Here is a 19513-nt window from a genome sequence, read left to right as displayed (position 1 = left end):
AGAGTACACGTGTGCACTCGAATCGCGATCGGAACGAAGTAGCGGGCGCTGCTGACGTCGTGGCCACGGCCATCGACATCCTCAGCCGCCCTGTCCAGGGGACCCACCGCGCGATCAACGATGTGGTGTTCGGGGTGCTGGGCCGTTCCGCGGCACCCGTGCGCATCCTGAACGAGGGCATCGCCGACCTGGTCTACGAGGCTGTGCGCGGGGGCGGTGTGGCGGCCGCCGAGGCCGTCACCGCGGTGTCCCGGCTGTTGCCCGAGGACCGCGTGTCCCACGCGGTCACGTCCACCGCGGCCGGATCGGTCGTGGTCGGCGCCGTCAACGGGCTGCTGGGCGACCGGCTCGCCGCCGAGGGCAACGACCTGACGGTGGAACTCGGGCCGCATCACGAGCGCCGCATCGTCGGGAACGACACCGCGATGCTGACCACCGCGTATCCGAAGGCCACGGGTCACGTCGCCGTGCTCGTGCACGGGCTGGGGGAGACCGAGCAGGCCTGGTACTACCGCCACGACGGGCGGGGCAGTTACGGCGAGGCGCTGGCCGCGCACGGCATCAGCGCGGTCTGTCTGCGGTACAACACGGGCGCCGGGATCGAGGACAACGGGGCGGCACTGGCCGGCCTCCTCGACGAGCTGATCGCGGTCTGGCCCGTCCCTGTCGAGCGGATCGACCTCGTCGGGCACTCGATGGGCGGGCTCGTGGTGCGGCGTGCCTGTGCGGTCGAGGCGAGCAGGGCGACCTGGCTGCCGCTGGTGCGCACGGCCTGCTACCTGGGCACCCCGCACGAGGGCGCACCGCTCGCGACGGGCGTGTACCACCTCTCCCGTGCTCTGCGGAAGGTGCGGCAGACGGCGGTGTGGGCGGACCTGCTCGACGTCCGCAGCCGCGGCGTGGACGACCTGAGACTGGCCACGGACGTGGCGCTCGCCCCCGGGATCCGGCACGTCGCGGTCGCCGCCACCCTGGCCGCCGACGACACGGCCTGGTGGGCCGACGCCGTGGGAGACGGACTGGTGACGCTGCGCAGCGCACGGGGGCCGATGACGGAGTTGCACACGCTCGTCGGCACCGGGCACCTCGCGCTGCTGTCGGATCCGCGGGTGCTCGACGTCCTCACCGAACTCATGGCGGACGCGACACCGGCCGAGATCGACGACGTCACCGAGCCAGACGAGACGGTGGCCTGAGACCACCGTCTCGCGTCAGACCAGGCTCTCCTGCCACGCCGTGTTCAGGTGCGCGAACCTGCCGTCGCCGGCGACGAGGGCCTCCGGGGTGCCGTCCTCGACGATCCGTCCGTCGGCCATGACGAGAACGCGGTCCGCGATCGCGACCGTCGACAGGCGGTGAGCGATGATCAGTGCGGTCCGGCCGTGCAGGATCGTCTCGAGGGCGCGCTGGACCAGGCGCTCGCCGGGGATGTCGAGGCTGGACGTGGCCTCGTCGAGCACGATCACCGACGGTGCGGCGAGGAACACCCGCGCGAAGGCCACCAGCTGTCGCTGTCCGGAGGACAGACGTCCACCGCGCTTGCGCACGTCGGTGTCGATGCCCCGCGGCAGTGCGGCCAGGAACGGGGTGAGGCCCACGGCGTCGGCGGCCGCCCGCACCTCGTCGTCGGTCGCGGACGGTCGGCCGAGTCGGATGTTGTCCGCGATCGATCCGGAGAACAGGAACGATTCCTGCGTCACCATGACGACGTTGCGACGCAGGTCGTCGTCGGCCAGGTCGCGGAGATCGATGCCGTCGAGACGGATCCGGCCGTCCGTGGGGTCGTAGAACCGCGCGAGGAGCTTGGCCACCGTCGACTTGCCGGCACCGGTGGCGCCGACCATGGCGACCACCTGTCCGGCCGGCACGTGCAGCGAGAAGGGCTGCAGCACCAGCGCGTCCGCGGCGTAGCCGAACGAGACCCGGTCGAACTCTACGTCGCCGGCCGCGATTCCGATCGGCACCGGGGTGGTGGGAGGCGCCACGGTCGGTTCCTCCTCGAGCACGCCCGAGATCTTCTCGAGCGCCGCCGCGGCCGACTGGTACGCGTTGAACACCTGCGCGAGTTCGTCGAGCGGCCCGTAGAAGCGGCGGAGGTACAGCACGTAGGCGGCGAGCACGCCGATGTCGAGGGCACCGCCGATGACCCGCATGCTGCCCACGACCACGATGACGGCGAGGGTGGCGTTGCCGATCCAGCGCACGATGCCGGTGTAGCTCGCCATTCCGCGCAGCGCAGTGGTGGTGGCGTCCCGGTACTCGGTGTCCTCCGCGAGCAGGATCGCGTCGTTGCGGCGCTCGCGGCGGAACACCTGGACGGCGCGGATGCCGACCATCGACTCGACGAAGTGCACCACGACGCGCGCGATGGACACCCGGGTGCGTCGGTAGGCGCGGCGCTGGCGGCGCTGCGACCAGCGTGTGATCAGTAGCAGCGGAACGAATCCCGCGAGCACGACGAGGGCCAGCGGAACGTCGAGCCAGAACAGGATGATCGCGATCGAGACCATCGACAGGATCGCGGTCAACGCATCGTTGAGCGCGCTCTCGAGAAGCGTCTGCAGTGATTCGACGTCGCTGGTCAGCCGCGAGATCACCTTGCCGGACGTGTACTTCTCGTGGAAGGACAGCGACAGTGCCTGCGCGTGGCGGAACACCCGCTCGCGCAGATCGAACAGGATGTCCTGGCTCAGGCGGCCCGAGACCATGAGGAACGCGTACGTGGTGGCGGCGCCGAGGAACCCGACCACGACGTATCCCGCCACGGTCCACACCAGCGGCGCCCATCGTCCGTCGACGGCAGCGGCGACGCCCGTGTCGAGAGCGTGGGCGATGAACAGCGGTCCCGCGACGAACGCCAGGTTGTCCAGGAAGATGATCGCCATCGCGAGGACCGTGCGGCGGCGGTGCGGACGCAGCAGCGAGAAGAGCAGTCGACGTGAGCGACCGGCCAGGACGAGGTTGCCTGCCCGGTCCACGTCGGTGTCCTCACCGCCGACGCCGCGCCAGTCGGTGTCAGCCATGATCTCGCTCCGCTCCCGACATCGAGCCCATCACGTCGCGGTACGCCGCCGAGGTGGCGAGCAGGTGCTCGTGCGTCCCGGTCTCCATCACCGTGCCGTGGCCGAGGTGCACGACGCGATCCGCGAGCGCGGCGGTCGAGGGGCGGTGTGCCACCAGCACGGTCGTGGAGTGCGCGAGCACGGTGCGCAGCCTGCGCTGAACCGTCGCCTCGGTGTCCACGTCGAGTGCGGAGAGCGGATCGTCCAGCACGAGCACGCGGGGCCGGCCGAGCACCGCCCGCGCCAGCGCCAGTCGCTGGCGTTGACCGCCGGACAGGCTCAGTCCCTGCTCGCCGATCCGGGTGTCGAGGCCCCACGGCAGCTTCTCGACGAAATCCGTCGCGTGCGCGATCTCGAGTGCCTCCGCGACGTCCTCGTCCGTGGCGTCGGGGCGGCCCAGCGCGACGTTCTCGCGCACACTGGCCGAGAACAGCACCGGCTCCTCGAAGGCGACCGAGACCACCGAGCGCAGATCCGCCAGCCGCATCGACCGGACGTCGACACCGTCGAGAGTGATCGCGCCACCGTCGACGTCGAAGAGCCGAGGTATCAGCGTCGTCAGGACGGACTTCCCCGTTCCGGTGTTGCCGGCGAGAGCCACCGTCTCGCCCGGACGCACCTCGAACGTGACGTCGTGCAGGAGGTGGTCGGATGCGTCCGGGAATGCGAAGGAGACGTGGTCGACGCGGATGTTCCCCCGCACCGGGTCGGGCAGGGGAACGGGGGAGACCGGATCCACGATGGTGTCCGGGGTGTCCATGATCTCCCAGTACCGATCCGCCGCCGTCCGCGCGTTGTTCAGCTCGGCGAGCAGGAAACCGAAGGACTCGATCGGCCACAGCAGGAAGGCGACGATGGCCATGGTCGCCACCAGAGTTCCGGCCGTCAGGGTCCCCGTCACGATGGCGTACGTCCCGTAGGCGAGCATGCCGCCGACGGCCACCGGTGGCAGTCCGACGATGACGGTCCACAGGATCGCCAGGTACAGGACCTTGGTGAGCTCGGTCGTGCGGAGCGTCGCGGCCTGCGCGAGGAAGCGGCGTCCCAGGTGGGCGCTGCGGCCGAACGCCTTGAGCACCCGGATGCCGTGGATGGACTCCTCGACGGTGGTGGTGACGTCGCCGGCCTGGTCCTGGGCGTCGCGTGCGACGACGCGATAGAGCTCCTCGAACCGGACGCACGCCCACACCAGCGGAATCGCCACGACGAGCATGATGACGCCGAACTGCCATGCGCGGGAGAGCAGGACACCGAGACCCACGACGAGGGTCACCGCGTTGATGATGATGAACGGTCCGATGAAGGCGACGAAGCGGCGCAGCGCGGAGAGGTCGGAGATGGCGCGGGAGAGCAGTTGGCCCGATTCCCAGCTGTCGTGCGCGGCCACCGACACGTGCTGCAGTTTCGCGAACACGTGCGCGCGGGCCGTGATCTCGAACTGACTCGACGGCCCCGACACCAGGTAGCGACGGATCCAGATGCCGGCGGCATCGATCGTTCCCAGCAGCAGCACCAGCGCCGCAGGCCACCACACGCCGGCGACGTCGCCGCGGGTGATCGGGCCGTCGATGATGCTCTGGATGACGAGCGGGATCACCAGGCCGGTGAGCGTGGCGATCAGCGAGACCACGATGGACCCGACGAAGTACCAGCGATACGGCGCCAGGAACGGGGCGAAGCGGCGGAGCGACGAGGTCACCGTCGCGGAGGACGCCTCGACCGCACGTCTCGTTCCGCGATCGAGCACTCCGGTGGACACACACGACTCCTCACGTACCGCTCGACTGTCTCATCGAGCCGTACTCGGAGCCAACCGATTTATCGCGGGGCCTGTTCCCCCGTTCTCACGTCACCTCCGCTTCGCGTCACCGAACGGTTCGTCGCGTTCCTGGACGGCCTGCCGGAATCCGACGGTGGCAGCGCGGGTCTGGAACGCGAAGCCCTCCCGGGTGTGCCGGGCGACGCCGTCGAAGACCGTGCTGATCATCGTGGAGGTGTGCACGCCGGAGCTGATCAACGCGCTGTTGAGCGCCAGCTTGACCATCATCAGCTGGTTGATCGGCATGCGCGCGATCCGTGCGACAAGTTCTTCGGTGCGGGCGTCGAGCTGATCCGCAGGCACCGATTCGACGGCGAGACCCCACTCCGCCGCCTGCGTCCCGGTGAGACAGTCACCGGTCAGGAGCAGTCGTTTGGCGCGCTGGTCGCCGAGGCGGTGTGCCCACATCCCGGCGGCGGGAACGCCCCAGACGCGGGTCGGCGGGTAGCCGATCCGCGTGTCGTCCGCACAGATGATCTGGTCGGCGTACAGCGCGATGTCGGTACCGCCGGCCACGGCGAAACCGTGCAGCTTGGCCACCACCGGCTTGTTCGCGTGCAGCAGGCTGGCGAATCCGCGGTTGAATCGGCTCATCATCGCGTAGTCGATCATCGGGTCCCACTGGCCCGACGGATCGTGGTTGCGGGCCTGGACGACGGGATCGAGAACCGTCCCCGTCGTGTCCACGGCCCCGCTGTCGCCCCGATCGAGATTCTCGGCGTAGATCGACAGGTCGTAGCCGCCGCAGAACCCCTTGCCGCGACCGGACAGCAGCATGACGTGTACTCGCGGATCGAGATCTGCCCGCTCGACGGCCGCCGCCAGTTCGACGGGGGTGTCCGCGGTGATGGCGTTGCCGTGCTCCGGTCGGTCGAAGGTGATCCGGGCGATCCGCCCGTCGACCTCGTAGGTGAGCGTCCGGAACGTCGGAGAGTCCTGCTGTGGAGTGCGGCCGGTGAAGGGGGAGTCGGCTCGCTCGTCCCACCCCTCCCGCCACGGGGCGGGTGCGTCGGTCACGCCGGAACCTTCGGCGTCGATCGCTCGATGATGGCGGCCGTGTCCACCCCGGTCGGCAGGGTGCCGTACACGCTGCCCCAGTCGCCGCCGAGTCGGCTCGTCGTGAACGCGTCGGCGACCGCGGGGTGGCCGTGCCGCACGAGCAGCGAGCCCTGCAGTGCCAGTGCCATCTCGCCGACGACGCGGCGTGCCCGCTGTTCGAGGGTGGCGATGTCGGTGAAGGAGTCCTTCAGCGACCGCACCGCGGCGTCGAGCGCCGCATCGGCTCCGCGGCAGCCGTCGAGCTCGTCGAAGAACACGGCGAGCGTCTCCGGCTGTCGTGCCACGGCGCGCAGGGTGTCGAGCGCCGCGACGTTGCCCGAACCCTCCCACACCGACAGCAGTGGAGCCTCCCGGTAGAGCCGCGGCATCCTCGACTCCTCCGCATACCCGTTGCCGCCCAGGCATTCCAGGGCCTCCGCCGCATGCGCCGGGCCGCGCTTGCACACCAGGTACTTGCTGACGGAGAGGCTGATGCGCCGCAGTGCGGCGGCACGCTCGTCGCCCGCAGCTGCCTGATCGGTGAGCGCGGCGAGCCACAGGGCGACGGTCGTCGACGCTTCGGACTCGATCGCGAGATCGGCCAGGACATTTCGCATGAGTGGCTGGTCGACGAGGTTCTTCCCGAACGCCTGCCGGTGCACCGCATGATGCACGGCCTGAGCGGTGCCCGCCCGCATTCCCGTGGCCGACCCCAGGGTGCAGTCGAGCCTCGTCATGTTGACCATCTCGATGATGGTCCGCACGCCGCGACCCTCGTCGCCGACGAGCCAGGCGGTCGCGTCGTCGTACTCCACCTCGCTCGAGGCGTTGGAATGGTTGCCCAGCTTGTCCTTCAGGCGCTGGATCGCCATGGCGTTGCGAGTGCCGTCCGGGAGGACGCGGGGCAGGAAGAAGCACGACAGGCCGCCGGGCGCCTGCGCGAGGACCAGCAGGACGTCAGACATCGGCGCCGACGTGAACCACTTGTGGCCGGTGATCCGGTACGAGCCGTCCGGCTGCGGCACGGCCGTCGTGCGGTTCGCCCGGACGTCGGAACCCCCTTGCTTCTCGGTCATGGACATGCCCGCGATCAGACCCGTCTTGGTCGCGGGAGGACGGTACGAGGGGTCGTACGTCGACGAGGTGAGCAGCGGTTCGTACAGCGCGGACAGTTCCGCGTTCGCTCGGAGTGCGGGAACGACGGCGTACGTCATGGAGATCGGGCACCCGTGCCCCGCGTCCACCGCGCCCCAGACGCTGAACTTCGCGGCACGGATCAGATGTGCGTGCGGTGACGGGTCGCGCCACGGCGCCCCGTGCATGCCGAATTCGACTGCCGTGCGCATCAATTCGTGGTACGCCGGGTCGTAGACCACCTCGTCGATGCGGTTCCCGTAGCGGTCGTGCGTGTGCAGGACGGGCGGGTGCTCCTCGGCGAGATCGCCCCAGCGCTGCGCCTGCTCGCTCCCGGCCAGCCGACCGAGCCGGTGCAGCTCGTCGAGCGCGTCGTCGGCACCCTCGCGGTGCAGGGCCTCCAGGACGACCGGGTGGTCGGCGACGTCGTGGCCGATGAGCGGCGGAACCTGATTGGTGACGGTGTGTGTGGGGGTCATGACGCTCTCCTGTCGGTCGGGGCGCCGAGGGCGCGGAGTGTGAAGGTCTCGAGTGCGGCGAGAACGCGAGCGTCGGCCTCGCCGCGGGCGAGTGGGACGACCAGTGCCTCGCCGATGGCGCCGACGATGCACGCCGCCGTCAGGGGCGCGTCCTGGTCCGGGAGTTCACCGGCCTCGACGGCGGCACGGATGGCGGCGGCGAACGCGTCCGCGAATGACTGCCGGAAGGCGAGACGCTCGGTGTCGACGAGGGCGTCGATGGGCTCGGCCAGCAGCGCGTACGCGAGAGTCGGTGCGCGACAGGCGCGATCGCAGAAGGTGTTGACCGAGGCGAGCAGGCTGTCGGTGTGGGTGCCGGTCGCGGCGGCGCGCACACCCGCCGCTGTCGCGGCGGCCACCTCGCGGCTGCAGGCGTCGCGGAAGACCTCGGCGAACAGTTCGCCCTTGCCGGGGAAGTAGCGGTAGACGGTGCCGACACCGATGCCGGCGCGGGCGGCCACGTCGGCCATCGAACATGCGGCGTACCCCCGCTCGGCCACGAGAGACAGTGCAGCGGTGACGATTCGAGATCGGGCGGCATCGAGCCGCTCCTGGACCGCAGCGGTCCGTCGGTACACCATGGCAAGAAGTGAACGCCCGTTCCGCACTGGTGTCAAGGACGGAACGGTGATTCACATGTTCGGGAGGGCAGGACTACCAGCGCGACCCGACGCGATTGTTGACCAGCAGCGTGCCGTCCGGATCGAGACGGGACTCGGGACGGAACACCATGACGGCGTCGTCCTCGTCGGGCGGTGTCGGCTCCTCCGTGTTGCCGATGCCGCCGAGCAGTCCGCGCCACAGCACCCAACCGCGCCGCTCGTAGAACCCGACGGCGTCGGGAAGGGAATTGAGCACGCCGACCACGTCGTCCGACTCGATCTGCTCCTCGATCGCGGCCATGAGCCGCGCACCCAGCCCGGTGCCCCGGAACTCCGGGTCCAGGGCGACGGCCTCGACGAAGCCGCCGTCGAACTCGTCGCCGCCGTGGTGGAGAAGGCGCGGCACCACGGCGGCATGACCGATGATGCGGTCGCCGTCGCGGAGGATCAAGTGGGTACCGCCCAGGGCGTGCTGCCAGTCGTGCGGGGTGAAGCGCTCGCCGAAGGCGCCGCGCACCAGCCCCTCGCACGTGTGGGCGTCCGCGTCACCCAGATCGTCGGTGATCACCGACTCGAGTCGCGGTTCCTGCTGTATCGCTTCCTGGCTCACGGTCCCCCCGGACGCAGCCTGCCGCCGAATCGCTCAGTCGTTGGCGTGCAGGATCGAGTTGAGCTCGACGCCCGTACCCTTCCACGGCACGACCTCGACGGCACCGGAAACGGAGTTACGACGGAAGAGCATGTTCGACTGCCCACTGAGATCGGCCGCCTTGACGACGGTGCCGTCCGGGCCGGTGACCTTGGTGCCCGCGGTGATGTAGAGGCCCGCCTCGACGACGCAGTCGTCGCCGAGGGAGATGCCGAGGCCCGCGTTGGCGCCGAGCAGGCAACGCTGTCCCACCGAGATGACGGCCTTGCCGCCGCCGGACAGAGTGCCCATGATCGAGGCGCCGCCGCCCACGTCGGAGCCGTCGTCGACGACGACGCCGGCGGAGATGCGGCCCTCGACCATGGACGAGCCGAGCGTGCCGGCATTGAAGTTCACGAAACCCTCGTGCATGACCGTCGTGCCGGATGCGAGGTGGGCGCCGAGGCGCACGCGACCGGCGTCGCCGATGCGGACACCGGTGGGGAGTACGTAGTCGACGAGTCGCGGGAACTTGTCGACACTGAAGACGGTGACGGCGCCCCGTGCACGGAGACGGGCGCGCGTCGCCTCGAAGCCGTCGACGGCCGCCGGGCCGTGGTTGGTCCACACCACGTTGGACAGCAGGCCGAACTGGCCGTCCAGGTTGAGGCCGTGCGGCCGGACGAGGCGATGCGAGAGCAGGTGCAGGCGCAGGTAGACGTCGTGCGCGTCGACCGGGGCGTCGTCGAGGGAGGAGATGGTGGTGCGCACCGCGACGATGTCGAGGTCGCGGGCGTCGTCGTGTCCGACCAGCGCGGCCAGTTCCGGGGGAACGTCCGCCGCGTCGAGCCGTGCGGTGCCGGTCTCGGCCACCTCGGCGAGCTCGGGAGCGGGGAACCAGGTGTCCAGCACCGTTCCCGACGAGGTGATGTGTGCGATGCCGACTGCCGTTGCTCCTGTGGTCACGGGGACCGAGCCTAGAGGACGACCGGACGGCCGGGCGAACGTAAGGTCGGCTGCGTGAGCGCACCGATCTCCCTGGACCTGCACGCCGATCCCGTCGACCTCACGGCGGCGCTGGTGGACGTTCCCAGCGTCTCGCGAGACGAGGCCACGCTGGCCGACGCGGTGGAGCGGGCGCTGCGCGAGCAGACCACAGGATTCGAGATCGTGCGCTCGGGCGACGCCGTGCTGGCCAGGACGAACCGGGGGCTCCCGACGCGGGTGATCCTCGCGGGTCACCTGGACACGGTCCCCATCGCCGACAACGTGCCGAGTCGTCGCGAGCGCGGGCACGCCGAGGGCGACGTCCTCCACGGATGCGGAACCGTCGACATGAAGTCGGGGGACGCGGTGTTCCTGCACCTGGCGGCGACGGTCGCGGAGCCCACCGCGGACCTGACGCTGATCTTCTACGACTGCGAGGAGATCGAGGCGTCGGCCAACGGTCTGGGTCGCATCGAGCGGGAGATGCCCGAGTGGCTGCGCGGAGATGTCGCGATTCTCGGTGAGCCGTCGGGTGGCTACATCGAGGCGGGGTGCCAGGGGACGCTCCGCATGCGGTTCACCGCGACGGGGACGCGCGCCCACTCGGCCCGATCGTGGCTGGGAGACAATGCGATCCACAAGCTGGGCCCGCTGTTCGACCGGCTCGCCGCGTACACGCCGCGCAGCGTGGACATCGACGGCTGCGTGTACCGGGAGGGACTGCAGGCGGTCCGTGTCAGCGGCGGCGTCGCCGGGAACGTGGTCCCCGACGAGGCATTCGTCGACGTCAACTTCCGCTTCGCCCCCGACCGCAGTGTGGAGCAGGCGATCGAGCACGTGCGCGAGGCGACCGACGCGGAGCATCTCGATCTCACCGTCGAGGTGACCGACAGGTCGCCGGGCGCGCTGCCGGGTCTGGCCGCACCCGCGGCGGCGGCGCTGGTCACGGCGGCGGGGGGAGAGTTCCGCGCCAAGTACGGCTGGACCGACGTCTCCCGGTTCTCCGCGCTGGGCATCCCGGCGGTGAACTACGGTCCCGGCGATCCCAACCTCGCGCACAAGCGCGACGAGCGTGTACCGGTGCAGCAGATCACCGATGTCGCCGACGTCCTGCGCCGGTATCTGACCGCCACCGGCGCCCACTAGCCTCTCCGTCATGGGAGCGCACGAGAGCCGGGAGAACGCCGGCGAGAGGTCCACGAACTACCGCGGGCCCGTCATGGACCGACGGGAGTTCGGTGGGTCCACCACCGATCAGCGGCTCCTCGACTCGCGGGGCTCCGCCGACTGGCTGCACACCGATCCGTGGCGGGTGCTGCGGATCCAGAGCGAGTTCGTCGAGGGCTTCGGCGCACTCGCGGAACTGCCTCGGGCCGTCACGGTGTTCGGGTCGGCACGGACGTCGCGCGAGTCCGCGGAGTACGCGCTCGGCGTCGAACTGGGCACCGCGTTGGCCGGCGCCGGCTACGCCGTGGTGACGGGCGGGGGACCGGGCGCGATGGAGGCCGCCAACAAGGGGGCCTGCGAATCGGGCGGGTTCTCGGTCGGCCTCGGTATCGAGCTGCCCTTCGAGCAGTCGCTCAACGAGTGGGTGGACCTCGGCGTCAACTTCCGCTACTTCTTCGTCCGCAAGACGATGTTCGTCAAGTACTCGCAGGCCTTCGTCTGCATGCCGGGCGGATTCGGCACGCTCGACGAGTTGTTCGAGGCACTCACGCTGGTGCAGACCCGCAAGGTCACCCGGTTCCCCATCATCCTGTTCGGCACGCAGTTCTGGGGCGGGCTGCTCGACTGGATCCGCACTACGCTGGTGGCCGCCGGCACGGTGTCCGAGGCGGATCTCGAGCTGATCCGCTGCACGGACAGTGTCGCGGAGGTGGTCCGCTGGGTCGACGAGAGCCGGGCGGCCGAGATCGCGGCGACCGAGTCGCGGGCGAGCGAGACCGAGCAGTGACCGGGTCGATCGCGGTGTGCGTCTACTGCGCGTCCGGCCCGGTGGAGCAGCATCACCTCGATCTGGCCGCCGCCGTGGGCACCGAGATCGGACGTCGCGGCGGCACGTTGGTGTCCGGGGGCGGCAACGTCTCCATGATGGGCGCCGTCGCGGCGGCCGCACGCGCCGCGGGGGCATTCACGGTGGGAGTCATCCCGCAGGCCCTGGTGCACCGCGAGGTGGCGGACATCGATGCCGACGAGCTGGTGGTCACCGAGACGATGCGCGAGCGCAAACGCATCATGGACGACCGGGCGGACGCGTTCATCACGCTCCCGGGCGGGATCGGCACGCTCGAGGAACTGTTCGAGACCTGGACCGCCGGATATCTGGGAATGCACGACAAACCGGTCGTAGTCTTGGATCCCGTGAACCACTTCACACCGCTGTTCGACTGGATGCGCTCGCTCGTCGGGACGGGATTCGTCTCCGAGCGCCCGCTCGATCGCCTGGTCGTCACGGCGGACGTGGACACGGCTCTGACGGCGTGTGGGCTCGTGCAGGGCACGCGCACCGTGAACATTACCAATCAGTAAGGTAAGCGTCGTCACAGCCGGAGACGCAGCCGGCTCGCCAGGGGAGGGAACCACAGCATGGGTGCCGAGGCTCGTCACAAGGTCGGATTGCTCGACATCGCCGCCACACTTCCGAAGATGACGGCGGCGCTGCCCAGTGTCCTCCGGGGTGTGCCCGGGTTCCTGCGCAAGCCCGACGACAAGGAGTCGATCGGCCACATCTTCCAGCGCGTCGCGGCGAAGACGCCGGACCACCCGTTCGTACGTTTCGAGGGCGACACCCTCACGTACGGCCAGGCCAACGATCTGGTGAACCGGTACGCGAGCGTGCTCACCGACCGCGGCGTCCGGCGCGGTGACGTCGTCGGTGTGCTGGCCAAGAACTCGATGCGCACGCTGCTGGTGGCCCTGGCCACCGTCAAGCTCGGCGCCACGGCCGGAATGCTGAACTTCAATCAGCGCGGCGACGTGCTCGAGCACAGTCTCGGCATCCTCGACGCGCGCGTCCTCGTCGTGGACGGCGACTGCGTCGAGGCCCTCGAGTCCCTCGACGAGGCGCTCCCGGAGAAGGTCATCCTGCACGCGGACGAGCTGGACGAGAAGGCGGCGTCGGCGAGCGCGGAGAACCCGGCCACCACGGCCGAGGTCCAGGCCAAGGAGAAGGCGTTCTACATCTTCACCTCCGGCACCACGGGCATGCCCAAGGCCAGCCTGATGAGCCACTTCCGCTGGATGAAGTCCATGTCCGGTCTCGGCAGCATGGGCGTGCGTCTGGACAAGAATGACGTCCTCTACTGCTGCCTCCCGCTTTATCACAACAACGCGCTGACGGTGTCCCTGTCGTCCGTGCTGGCGTCCGGCGCCACCATCGCCATCGGCAAGCAGTTCTCGGTGTCCAACTTCTGGAAGGACGTCCGCGAGAACGAGGCCACCGCGTTCACCTACATCGGTGAGCTGTGCCGCTACCTGCTGACGCAGGACGAGACCCCGCAGGACTCCGACAACACGATCAAGCTGATCGTGGGCAACGGGCTGCGCCCGGAGATCTGGGAGGAGTTCACCACCCGCTTCGGCATCGAGCGCGTGGCGGAGTTCTACGGCGCCAGCGAGTGCAACATCGCGTTCATCAACGCCTTCAACATCGACCGCACCGCAGGCTTCTGCCCGTTGCCGTACGCCGTCGTCGAGTACGACGACGAGACGGGCAAGGCCAAGCGGGACGACAACGGTCGGCTGCGCAAGGTGGGGTCCGGCGGCGTGGGCCTGCTGCTGTCGAAGATCACCGACCGCGCGCCGTTCGACGGGTACTCCGACGAGGAGGCCACGAACAAGAAGCTCCTCAAGGACGGGTTCAAGGACGGCGACTGCTGGTTCGACACCGGAGACCTGGTGCGTCAGCAGGGCTTCCGGCACGTGGCGTTCGTCGACCGTCTCGGCGACACCTTCCGGTGGAAGGGCGAGAACGTCGCCACGACCCAGGTGGAGGGCGCGCTCAACTCGCACCCCGACGTCGATCAGGCCGTGGTCTTCGGTGTCGACGTTTCCGGTACCGACGGCAAGGCGGGCATGGCGGCGGTGACCCTGCGCCACGACAAGAGCTTCGACGGCGCGAGCTTCGCCGAGCACGCCTACAAGAACCTGCCCGGCTACGCCGTGCCGCTGTTCATCCGCGTCGTGGACTCGCTCGAGGCCACGTCCACGTTCAAGAGCAAGAAGGTCGAGCTCCGCAAGGTGGGCTACGGCGACGGGGACGGCGACCTGTTCGTCCTGAAGGGCAAGTCCGGCGGTTACGTCGAGAGCTACGACGAGTACGTCGACGAGGTCGGTGCCGGCAAGCTGCCCAAGGGCTGAGGTGGCCCCCGGGGACGGGCATCATGGTGGTGTGAGCGCACCCGAGACGTCCGTCCCCGCCGACACCCTGTGCGGTAGACCGGTCGCGACCGACCGTGCGCTGGTCATGGCCATCGTCAACCGCACCCCCGACAGCTTCTACGACCGCGGCGCGACGTTCGAGGACGACGCCGCGATGGACGCGGTCCGCCGTGCGGTGGACGAGGGTGCCGACCTCGTCGACATCGGCGGTGTGAAGGCCGGACCCGGCGCCACCGTCGACGCCGCCGAGGAGACCCGACGGGTCGTGCCGTTCGTCGCCGCCATCCGCGCCGCGTACCCGGATCTGGTGATCAGCGTGGACACCTGGCGGGCCGAGGTCGCTCGGCTCGCGTGCGCCGAGGGCGCCGATCTGATCAACGACACGTGGGCCGGCGCGGACCCCGAGCTCGTGCACGTCGCCGCCGAGGTCGGTGCCGGCATCGTCTGTTCGCACACCGGCGGAGCCGTTCCCCGGACCCGGCCGCACCGCGTTCGCTACCCCGACGTGGTCGCCGACGTGCTCTCCGAGGTGACTCGATCGGCCGAGATTGCTCTGGCCGCGGGCGTGCGAGCGGACGGGATCATCATCGATCCGACCCACGATTTCGGCAAGAACACCTATCACGGGCTCGAACTGTTGCGTCGGATCGACAGTCTTGTAAACACCGGATGGCCTGTCCTGATGGCACTGAGCAACAAGGATTTCATCGGGGAGACTCTGGGTGTAGGACTTGCCGAACGGTTGGAGGGAACATTGGCCGCGACAGCTTTGACGGCATCACAGGGTGCTCGGATGTTCCGGGTGCACGAGGTGGCAGCGACGAGACGGGTGGTCGACATGGTGGCAGCGATAGCAGGCACCAGGGCTCCCGCCCGGACGGTACGGGGTCTGGCATGACACTCGCAGGCATGCTCACCACCGCGACCGACTGGGATCGCGAGAACAGCTGGGAATCACCCTCCTGGACCCTCGAGGAGCTCGAGGCGGCGAAGGGTGACCGGACCGTCTCGGTCGTGCTTCCCGCACTGAACGAGGAGGAGACCGTCGCCGGTGTCCTCGACACCATCTCGCCGCTCCTCGGGCGACTGGTCGACGAGTTGGTGGTGCTCGACTCCGGGTCGACCGACCGGACCGCCGTGCGTGCGACGGCCGCCGGTGCCACCGTCGTCTCCCGGGAGGAGGCGGTTCCCGAACTCGCCCCCGCTCCCGGCAAGGGGGAGGTGTTGTGGCGCGCGATCGCGGCCACGACGGGCGACGTCATCGCGTTCGTGGACTCCGACCTGATCGATCCCGACCCGCAGTTCGTGCCCAAGCTCCTCGGGCCGTTGCTCATGGGGGACGGCATCCATCTGGTCAAGGGCTACTACCGCCGGCCGCTGAGCGGGTCGACCGAAGCACACGGTGGTGGGCGCGTGACCGAACTGGTGGCCAGACCGCTGTTGGCCGCGCTGCGTCCCGAGCTCGGAAGGGTCATCCAGCCGCTGGGCGGGGAGTACGCGGGCACCCGCGAACTGCTGTCCTCGGTGCCCTTCGCGCCCGGGTACGGCGTGGAGATCGGTCTGCTGATGGACACGTACGACCGGTTGGGCATGGACGCGATCGGGCAGGTGAACCTCGGAGTCCGGCGTCACCGCAACCGGCCGCTCGTGGAGCTGGGGGCCATGAGCCGTCAGATCGTCGGAACCATGCTGGCGCGCGCCGGCATCGCCGACTCAGGAGCCGGTCTCACGCAGTTCGTCCTCGACGGGGAGACCTTCGTGCCCTCGATCACCGACGTCTCGCTGGCCGACCGGCCGCCCATGCGCACGGTGCGGCCGTGGGCGGGCAAGTCGGGAGTCGAGAAGTCGGGGGGCTGAGAAGTCGGGGGGCTGAGAAGTCGGGGGGCTGAGAAGTCCAGGTCGGCAGAGGCGCACCACCGCCGCGGATCCTGTCGCCTCGTCGTGACAGGATCCGTGTCATGGTGACGATCCTGCTGTACGTCGTCGTGATCGCGGTCGTGGCCGCGGCCCTGTTCCTCCTCGCGTCCGTCGTCTTCGGCCGTGGGGAGGAGATGGAACCGTTGCCGGAGGGGACCACGGCCACCGCGCTGCCCGCTCGTGGCATCTCCGGGCGCGACGTGCGCGCGCTGCGATTCTCCCTCACGCTGCGCGGGTACGACGCCCGCGAGGTCGACTGGGCCCTCGATCGACTCGCGGTCGAGATCGACAGCTTGCGGCTACGCCTGCGCGAGGCCGAGCCGTCGGAAGCCGTCGTGGAGGACGCGCCCGGTGACGACGTCTGAGTCCGGTCTCCGGATCGGTTCGGACGGACGGGCCCGCTGCCTCTGGGCCGGTGACCCGACGACCGATCCGCTGTACGCCCGGTACCACGACGAGGAATGGGGCGTCATCGTCCACGGTCGCGACGCCCTCTACGAGCGGATCACCCTCGAGGCGTTCCAGTCGGGACTCTCGTGGATCACCATTCTGCGCAAGCGCGACGCCTTTAGAGCGGCGTTCGCGCACTTCGATCCGACCGTCGTCGCGCGGTGGGGAGACGACGACGTCGAACGCCTCATGGGTGACGCGGGGATCGTCCGCAACCGCGCGAAAATCGTTGCGGCGGTGCGTAATGCGCGGGCCATCGTCGATCAGGACCTCGATCTCGACGCGCTCCTGTGGTCGTTCGCACCGCCGCGCCGCGGTCGCCCCACGAGCCTGCAGGACGTTCCCGCGGTGACACCCGAGTCCACCGCTCTCGCGCGCACTCTCAAGAAGTCCGGCTTCGCGTTCGTCGGCCCCACCACGGCGTACGCGCTGATGCAGGCGACCGGAATGGTCGACGATCACCTCGCCGGATGCTGGGTTCCCGCGCGCTAGTACACACCCGTGTCCCGCTCGTTCGAGGGTGTCCGTTGCCCACGGATCCGGAGGATAGGGAACAATAAGTGCACGAGCCTCGTCGGACCCCGGCGAGGCGCGACCGAATTGATGCAGCGCGCGATGCAGGGCAGCGCAGATCTGGAGGGAGCAGAGAATGGCGGCCATGAAGCCCCGGACCGGGGACGGTCCGCTCGAGGCGACCAAAGAGGGACGAGGAATCGTCATGAGGGTTCCACTCGAAGGCGGAGGACGCTTGGTCGTCGAACTGACTCCCGACGAGGCAGCCGCTCTGGGCGACGAGCTCAAGGGCGTCACCAGCTGACACCACACCTGTCATCACCGTGAGAACAGCCCCACCGGCCGACCCTGACCGGTGGGGCTGTTCTCGTCCCGACCGAACGAGCGACCCACCACGACGAGCGGAGGAACCGTGAACGACGATGCGGTGGCCCTGCTCGCGTGCCCACACTGCGGGTCGGACCTCGAGGCCGACGATCCGGACTCGGGATCTGCCGCGCTGCTGTGCGACCGCGGGCACACGTTCGACGTCGCGCGCCAGGGATACGTCAGCCTGCTCTCCGGGTCCGGCGGCAAGATCGTCGGCGACTCCACCGAGATGGTCGCTGCGCGCGCCGAGTTCCTCGACCGCGGGCACTACGACCCGCTGATGGACGCCGTGGCCGACGCCGTGGGGGACCGGCGCCGCGTGCTCGACGTCGGAGTGGGCACCGGGCACTACCTCGCCCGCGTGCTGGACGCGGGCGTCCCCGATGCCGTCGGCGTCGGTCTCGACGTGTCCAAGGCGGCTGCGCGCCGCGCCGCACGATCGCACCCTCGGGCCTCCGCGGTGGTCGCCGACGTCTGGCAGAGCATCCCGGTCCGCTCCGGCGTGATCGACGCGGCCCTGTCGGTGTTCTCGCCGCGCAACGCCGAGGAACTCGCGCGCGTGCTCGCACCGGCCGGGGTGCTGGTGGTGCTCACCCCCACCGAGCGCCATCTCGTCGAGTTGGTCGACGATCTGGGTCTCGTCCGGGTGGACGAGAACAAGACGCAGAGGTTGGGCGACACGCTCGGCGGCCGGTTCGAGCGGGTGCGCCGGGTCCCGATCACCTACTCGACCACGCTCTCGCGGGACGAGATCGTCGACGTCGTGAGCATGGGGCCGTCGGCGCGCCACATCCCGGCGGCGGATCTGCGCGCGCGGGTCGACGAGATGCCGCCCGCGCGCGAGGTCACCGTGTCGGTGACCCTCGGTGTCTACGCGCGGGCCGCGGCGTAGACCTCCATCGTCTGCTGCGCGATCGACTCCCAGGAGAACTCGGCGACGGCGCGCTCGCGACCGGCGACACCCTGCCGCGCTGCTCGACTCTCGTCGGCGACGAGGTCGTTGACCGCGGCGGCCAGGTCCGCCTCGAACGTGGCGGTGTCCGCGGCGTCGTAGTGCACGAGAGCCCCGGTACGGCCGTCGGCCACGACCTCGGGGATGCCGCCCACGTCGGACGCGACGACGGCCGTCTCGCAGGCCATCGCCTCCAGGTTGACGATGCCGAGGGGCTCGTACACCGACGGGCACACGAACACGGCGGCCGCCGAGAGGATCTGGCGGATTTGCTCGGTCGGCAGCATCTCGCGGACCCAGAACACGTTGCCGCGGCTCTCGGACAGGGCGGTGACGGCGCGCTCGGTCTCGACCGCGATCTCCGGGGTGTCGGGCGCACCCGCGCACAGCACCAGCTGAATGGACGGATCGAACGAGTGGGCCGCGGCGATGAGGTGCCCCACGCCCTTCTGCCGGGTGATGCGGCCGACGAACGCGACGATGGGGGCGTCGGTGCGCACGCCGATCGCCTCGAGCGCGGACGGCGCGCCGTCCGCGGGGCCGCCGGCGTGCCACACCTCGGTGTCGATGCCGTTGCGCACCACGTGAACTCGGTCCGGATCGATGCGTGGGTAGCAGTCCAGCACGTCGGCCTTCATGCCGTCGCTGACCGCGACGACGGCGTCGGCGTACTCCATGGCGTTGCGCTCGGACCACGACGAGATGCGGTAGCCGCCGCCCAGCTGCTCGGCCTTCCAGGGGCGGCGCGGTTCCAGCGAGTGCGCGGTGAGCACGTGCGGGATCCCGTACAGCTCGGCCGCGAGGTGGCCGGCGAGGCCGGTGTACCAGGTGTGCGAGTGCACCACGTCGGCGCCGCCGGCGGCGTTCGCCATCCGCAGTCCCGTGGAGAGCGTGGTCAAGGCCGGGTTCGCGTCGACCAGGGCCGGGTCCGGCGAGTGCACGACGGCGGTCTCGCGCGGCGCGCCGATGCAGTGCACGTCGACCTCGCACAGTGCGCGGAGACGGTCGACCAGCTGCGTCACGTGAACGCCCGCGCCGCCGTAGATCTCGGGGGGATATTCCTTCGTCATCATCGCCACTCGCATGAGAGGAACGTAACGCGTCGGTGTGCATTCGGCCTATACGTAGCGATTGCTCGTCACAA

At 69.7% G+C, this 19513-nt stretch carries 19 protein-coding genes; 11 read left to right on the top strand and 8 right to left on the bottom strand.

Annotation, left to right across the window (positions count from 1 at the left end):
* Positions 1-11: 11 nt before the first annotated feature.
* Entirely contained in the window at positions 12-1196 is a 1185-nt protein-coding gene (locus OHB23_RS17920) for a lipase family alpha/beta hydrolase (protein WP_056447435.1), read from the top strand.
* 15 nt (positions 1197-1211) lie between these two features.
* Here OHB23_RS17920 and OHB23_RS17915 read toward each other — a convergent pair whose 3' ends face one another.
* From OHB23_RS17915 to dapD, 7 genes are all read right to left on the bottom strand, one after another.
* Positions 1212-3023, bottom strand: coding sequence for an ABC transporter ATP-binding protein (locus OHB23_RS17915; protein WP_307095027.1), 1812 nt, complete (start codon positions 3021-3023; stop codon positions 1212-1214).
* On the bottom strand, positions 3016-4821 hold the full coding sequence (locus tag OHB23_RS17910) for an ABC transporter ATP-binding protein (protein ID WP_328810058.1): 1806 nt from the start codon (positions 4819-4821) through the stop codon (positions 3016-3018). Before OHB23_RS17910 ends, OHB23_RS17915 begins: the two co-directional genes overlap by 8 nt.
* A 90-nt stretch (positions 4822-4911) precedes the next feature.
* Positions 4912-5898 carry a crotonase/enoyl-CoA hydratase family protein gene (locus OHB23_RS17905; protein WP_328810057.1) on the bottom strand — a complete coding sequence of 329 codons (987 nt, stop codon included), beginning with the start codon at positions 5896-5898 and terminating at the stop codon, positions 4912-4914.
* Positions 5895-7532 (bottom strand): acyl-CoA dehydrogenase family protein, encoded by a 1638-nt coding sequence (locus OHB23_RS17900; protein ID WP_222650273.1) that lies wholly within the window; start codon positions 7530-7532, stop codon positions 5895-5897. Before OHB23_RS17900 ends, OHB23_RS17905 begins: the two co-directional genes overlap by 4 nt.
* Entirely contained in the window at positions 7529-8152 is a 624-nt protein-coding gene (locus tag OHB23_RS17895) for a TetR/AcrR family transcriptional regulator (RefSeq protein ID WP_328810056.1), read from the bottom strand. The genes OHB23_RS17900 and OHB23_RS17895 overlap by 4 nt, the downstream gene beginning before the upstream one ends.
* A gap of 73 nt (positions 8153-8225) precedes the next feature.
* Positions 8226-8783, bottom strand: coding sequence for a GNAT family N-acetyltransferase (locus tag OHB23_RS17890; protein WP_328810055.1), 558 nt, complete (start codon positions 8781-8783; stop codon positions 8226-8228).
* A gap of 33 nt (positions 8784-8816) precedes the next feature.
* A complete protein-coding gene (gene dapD, locus OHB23_RS17885; protein WP_328810054.1) occupies positions 8817-9767 on the bottom strand; it encodes a 2,3,4,5-tetrahydropyridine-2,6-dicarboxylate N-succinyltransferase in 951 nt (316 codons plus the stop codon).
* A gap of 54 nt (positions 9768-9821) precedes the next feature.
* Between dapD and dapE the strand changes: the two genes are divergently transcribed.
* The 10 genes from dapE to OHB23_RS17835 all read left to right on the top strand — a co-directional run bounded on the left by dapE (position 9822) and on the right by OHB23_RS17835 (position 18309).
* Positions 9822-10934 carry a succinyl-diaminopimelate desuccinylase gene (dapE, locus tag OHB23_RS17880; protein WP_328810053.1) on the top strand — a complete coding sequence of 371 codons (1113 nt, stop codon included), beginning with the start codon at positions 9822-9824 and terminating at the stop codon, positions 10932-10934.
* Between the two features lie 10 nt (positions 10935-10944).
* On the top strand, positions 10945-11742 hold the full coding sequence (locus OHB23_RS17875) for a TIGR00730 family Rossman fold protein (protein WP_027503866.1): 798 nt from the start codon (positions 10945-10947) through the stop codon (positions 11740-11742).
* Complete coding sequence (locus tag OHB23_RS17870; protein ID WP_328810052.1) at positions 11739-12317, top strand: TIGR00730 family Rossman fold protein; 579 nt, start codon at positions 11739-11741, stop codon at positions 12315-12317. Before OHB23_RS17875 ends, OHB23_RS17870 begins: the two co-directional genes overlap by 4 nt.
* A gap of 57 nt (positions 12318-12374) precedes the next feature.
* Positions 12375-14147, top strand: coding sequence for a long-chain-acyl-CoA synthetase (locus OHB23_RS17865; protein ID WP_328810051.1), 1773 nt, complete (start codon positions 12375-12377; stop codon positions 14145-14147).
* Positions 14148-14253: 106 nt separating this feature from the next.
* Positions 14254-15066 (top strand): dihydropteroate synthase, encoded by an 813-nt coding sequence (gene folP, locus OHB23_RS17860; RefSeq protein ID WP_285189008.1) that lies wholly within the window; start codon positions 14254-14256, stop codon positions 15064-15066.
* The gene (locus OHB23_RS17855; RefSeq protein WP_285188446.1) at positions 15063-16025 is read left to right on the top strand and encodes a glucosyl-3-phosphoglycerate synthase; all 963 of its coding nucleotides are present in this window, start codon (positions 15063-15065) and stop codon (positions 16023-16025) included. Before folP ends, OHB23_RS17855 begins: the two co-directional genes overlap by 4 nt.
* A gap of 101 nt (positions 16026-16126) precedes the next feature.
* The gene (locus OHB23_RS17850) at positions 16127-16450 is read left to right on the top strand and encodes a DivIVA domain-containing protein (protein ID WP_222638160.1); all 324 of its coding nucleotides are present in this window, start codon (positions 16127-16129) and stop codon (positions 16448-16450) included.
* Between the two features lie 13 nt (positions 16451-16463).
* The gene (locus OHB23_RS17845; protein WP_027503863.1) at positions 16464-17027 is read left to right on the top strand and encodes a DNA-3-methyladenine glycosylase I; all 564 of its coding nucleotides are present in this window, start codon (positions 16464-16466) and stop codon (positions 17025-17027) included.
* Positions 17028-17184: 157 nt separating this feature from the next.
* The gene (locus OHB23_RS17840; RefSeq protein ID WP_003406247.1) at positions 17185-17352 is read left to right on the top strand and encodes a DUF3117 domain-containing protein; all 168 of its coding nucleotides are present in this window, start codon (positions 17185-17187) and stop codon (positions 17350-17352) included.
* A gap of 108 nt (positions 17353-17460) precedes the next feature.
* Positions 17461-18309, top strand: a complete 849-nt coding sequence (locus OHB23_RS17835; protein WP_328810043.1) for a methyltransferase domain-containing protein — start codon at positions 17461-17463, stop codon at positions 18307-18309.
* Here OHB23_RS17835 and glgA read toward each other — a convergent pair.
* Positions 18288-19454, bottom strand: coding sequence for a glycogen synthase (glgA, locus tag OHB23_RS17830; RefSeq protein ID WP_056442603.1), 1167 nt, complete (start codon positions 19452-19454; stop codon positions 18288-18290). The two genes, OHB23_RS17835 and glgA, sit on opposite strands and share 22 nt — an antisense overlap.
* Positions 19455-19513: the final 59 nt, after the last annotated feature.

Source organism: Rhodococcus sp. NBC_00294 (assembly GCF_036163995.1).
In the GTDB taxonomy this organism is placed as follows: domain Bacteria; phylum Actinomycetota; class Actinomycetes; order Mycobacteriales; family Mycobacteriaceae; genus Rhodococcoides.
This window is presented reverse-complemented; position numbering and strand designations above follow the sequence as displayed.

What these genes read in the sequence shown, in the direction of transcription:
- OHB23_RS17915 (WP_307095027.1), bottom strand. Translation starts at nt 3,023, where the DNA reads ATGGCTGACACCGACTGGCGCGGCGTCGGCGGTGAGGACACCGACGTG.
- OHB23_RS17900 (WP_222650273.1), bottom strand. Translation starts at nt 7,532, where the DNA reads ATGACCCCCACACACACCGTCACCAATCAGGTTCCGCCGCTCATCGGC.
- OHB23_RS17895 (WP_328810056.1), bottom strand. Translation starts at nt 8,152, where the DNA reads ATGGTGTACCGACGGACCGCTGCGGTCCAGGAGCGGCTCGATGCCGCC.
- OHB23_RS17875 (WP_027503866.1), top strand. Translation starts at nt 10,945, where the DNA reads ATGGGAGCGCACGAGAGCCGGGAGAACGCCGGCGAGAGGTCCACGAAC.
- OHB23_RS17865 (WP_328810051.1), top strand. Translation starts at nt 12,375, where the DNA reads ATGGGTGCCGAGGCTCGTCACAAGGTCGGATTGCTCGACATCGCCGCC.
- folP (WP_285189008.1), top strand. Translation starts at nt 14,254, where the DNA reads ATGGCCATCGTCAACCGCACCCCCGACAGCTTCTACGACCGCGGCGCG.
- OHB23_RS17855 (WP_285188446.1), top strand. Translation starts at nt 15,063, where the DNA reads ATGACACTCGCAGGCATGCTCACCACCGCGACCGACTGGGATCGCGAG.
- OHB23_RS17850 (WP_222638160.1), top strand. Translation starts at nt 16,127, where the DNA reads ATGGTGACGATCCTGCTGTACGTCGTCGTGATCGCGGTCGTGGCCGCG.
- OHB23_RS17840 (WP_003406247.1), top strand. Translation starts at nt 17,185, where the DNA reads ATGGCGGCCATGAAGCCCCGGACCGGGGACGGTCCGCTCGAGGCGACC.
- glgA (WP_056442603.1), bottom strand. Translation starts at nt 19,454, where the DNA reads ATGCGAGTGGCGATGATGACGAAGGAATATCCCCCCGAGATCTACGGC.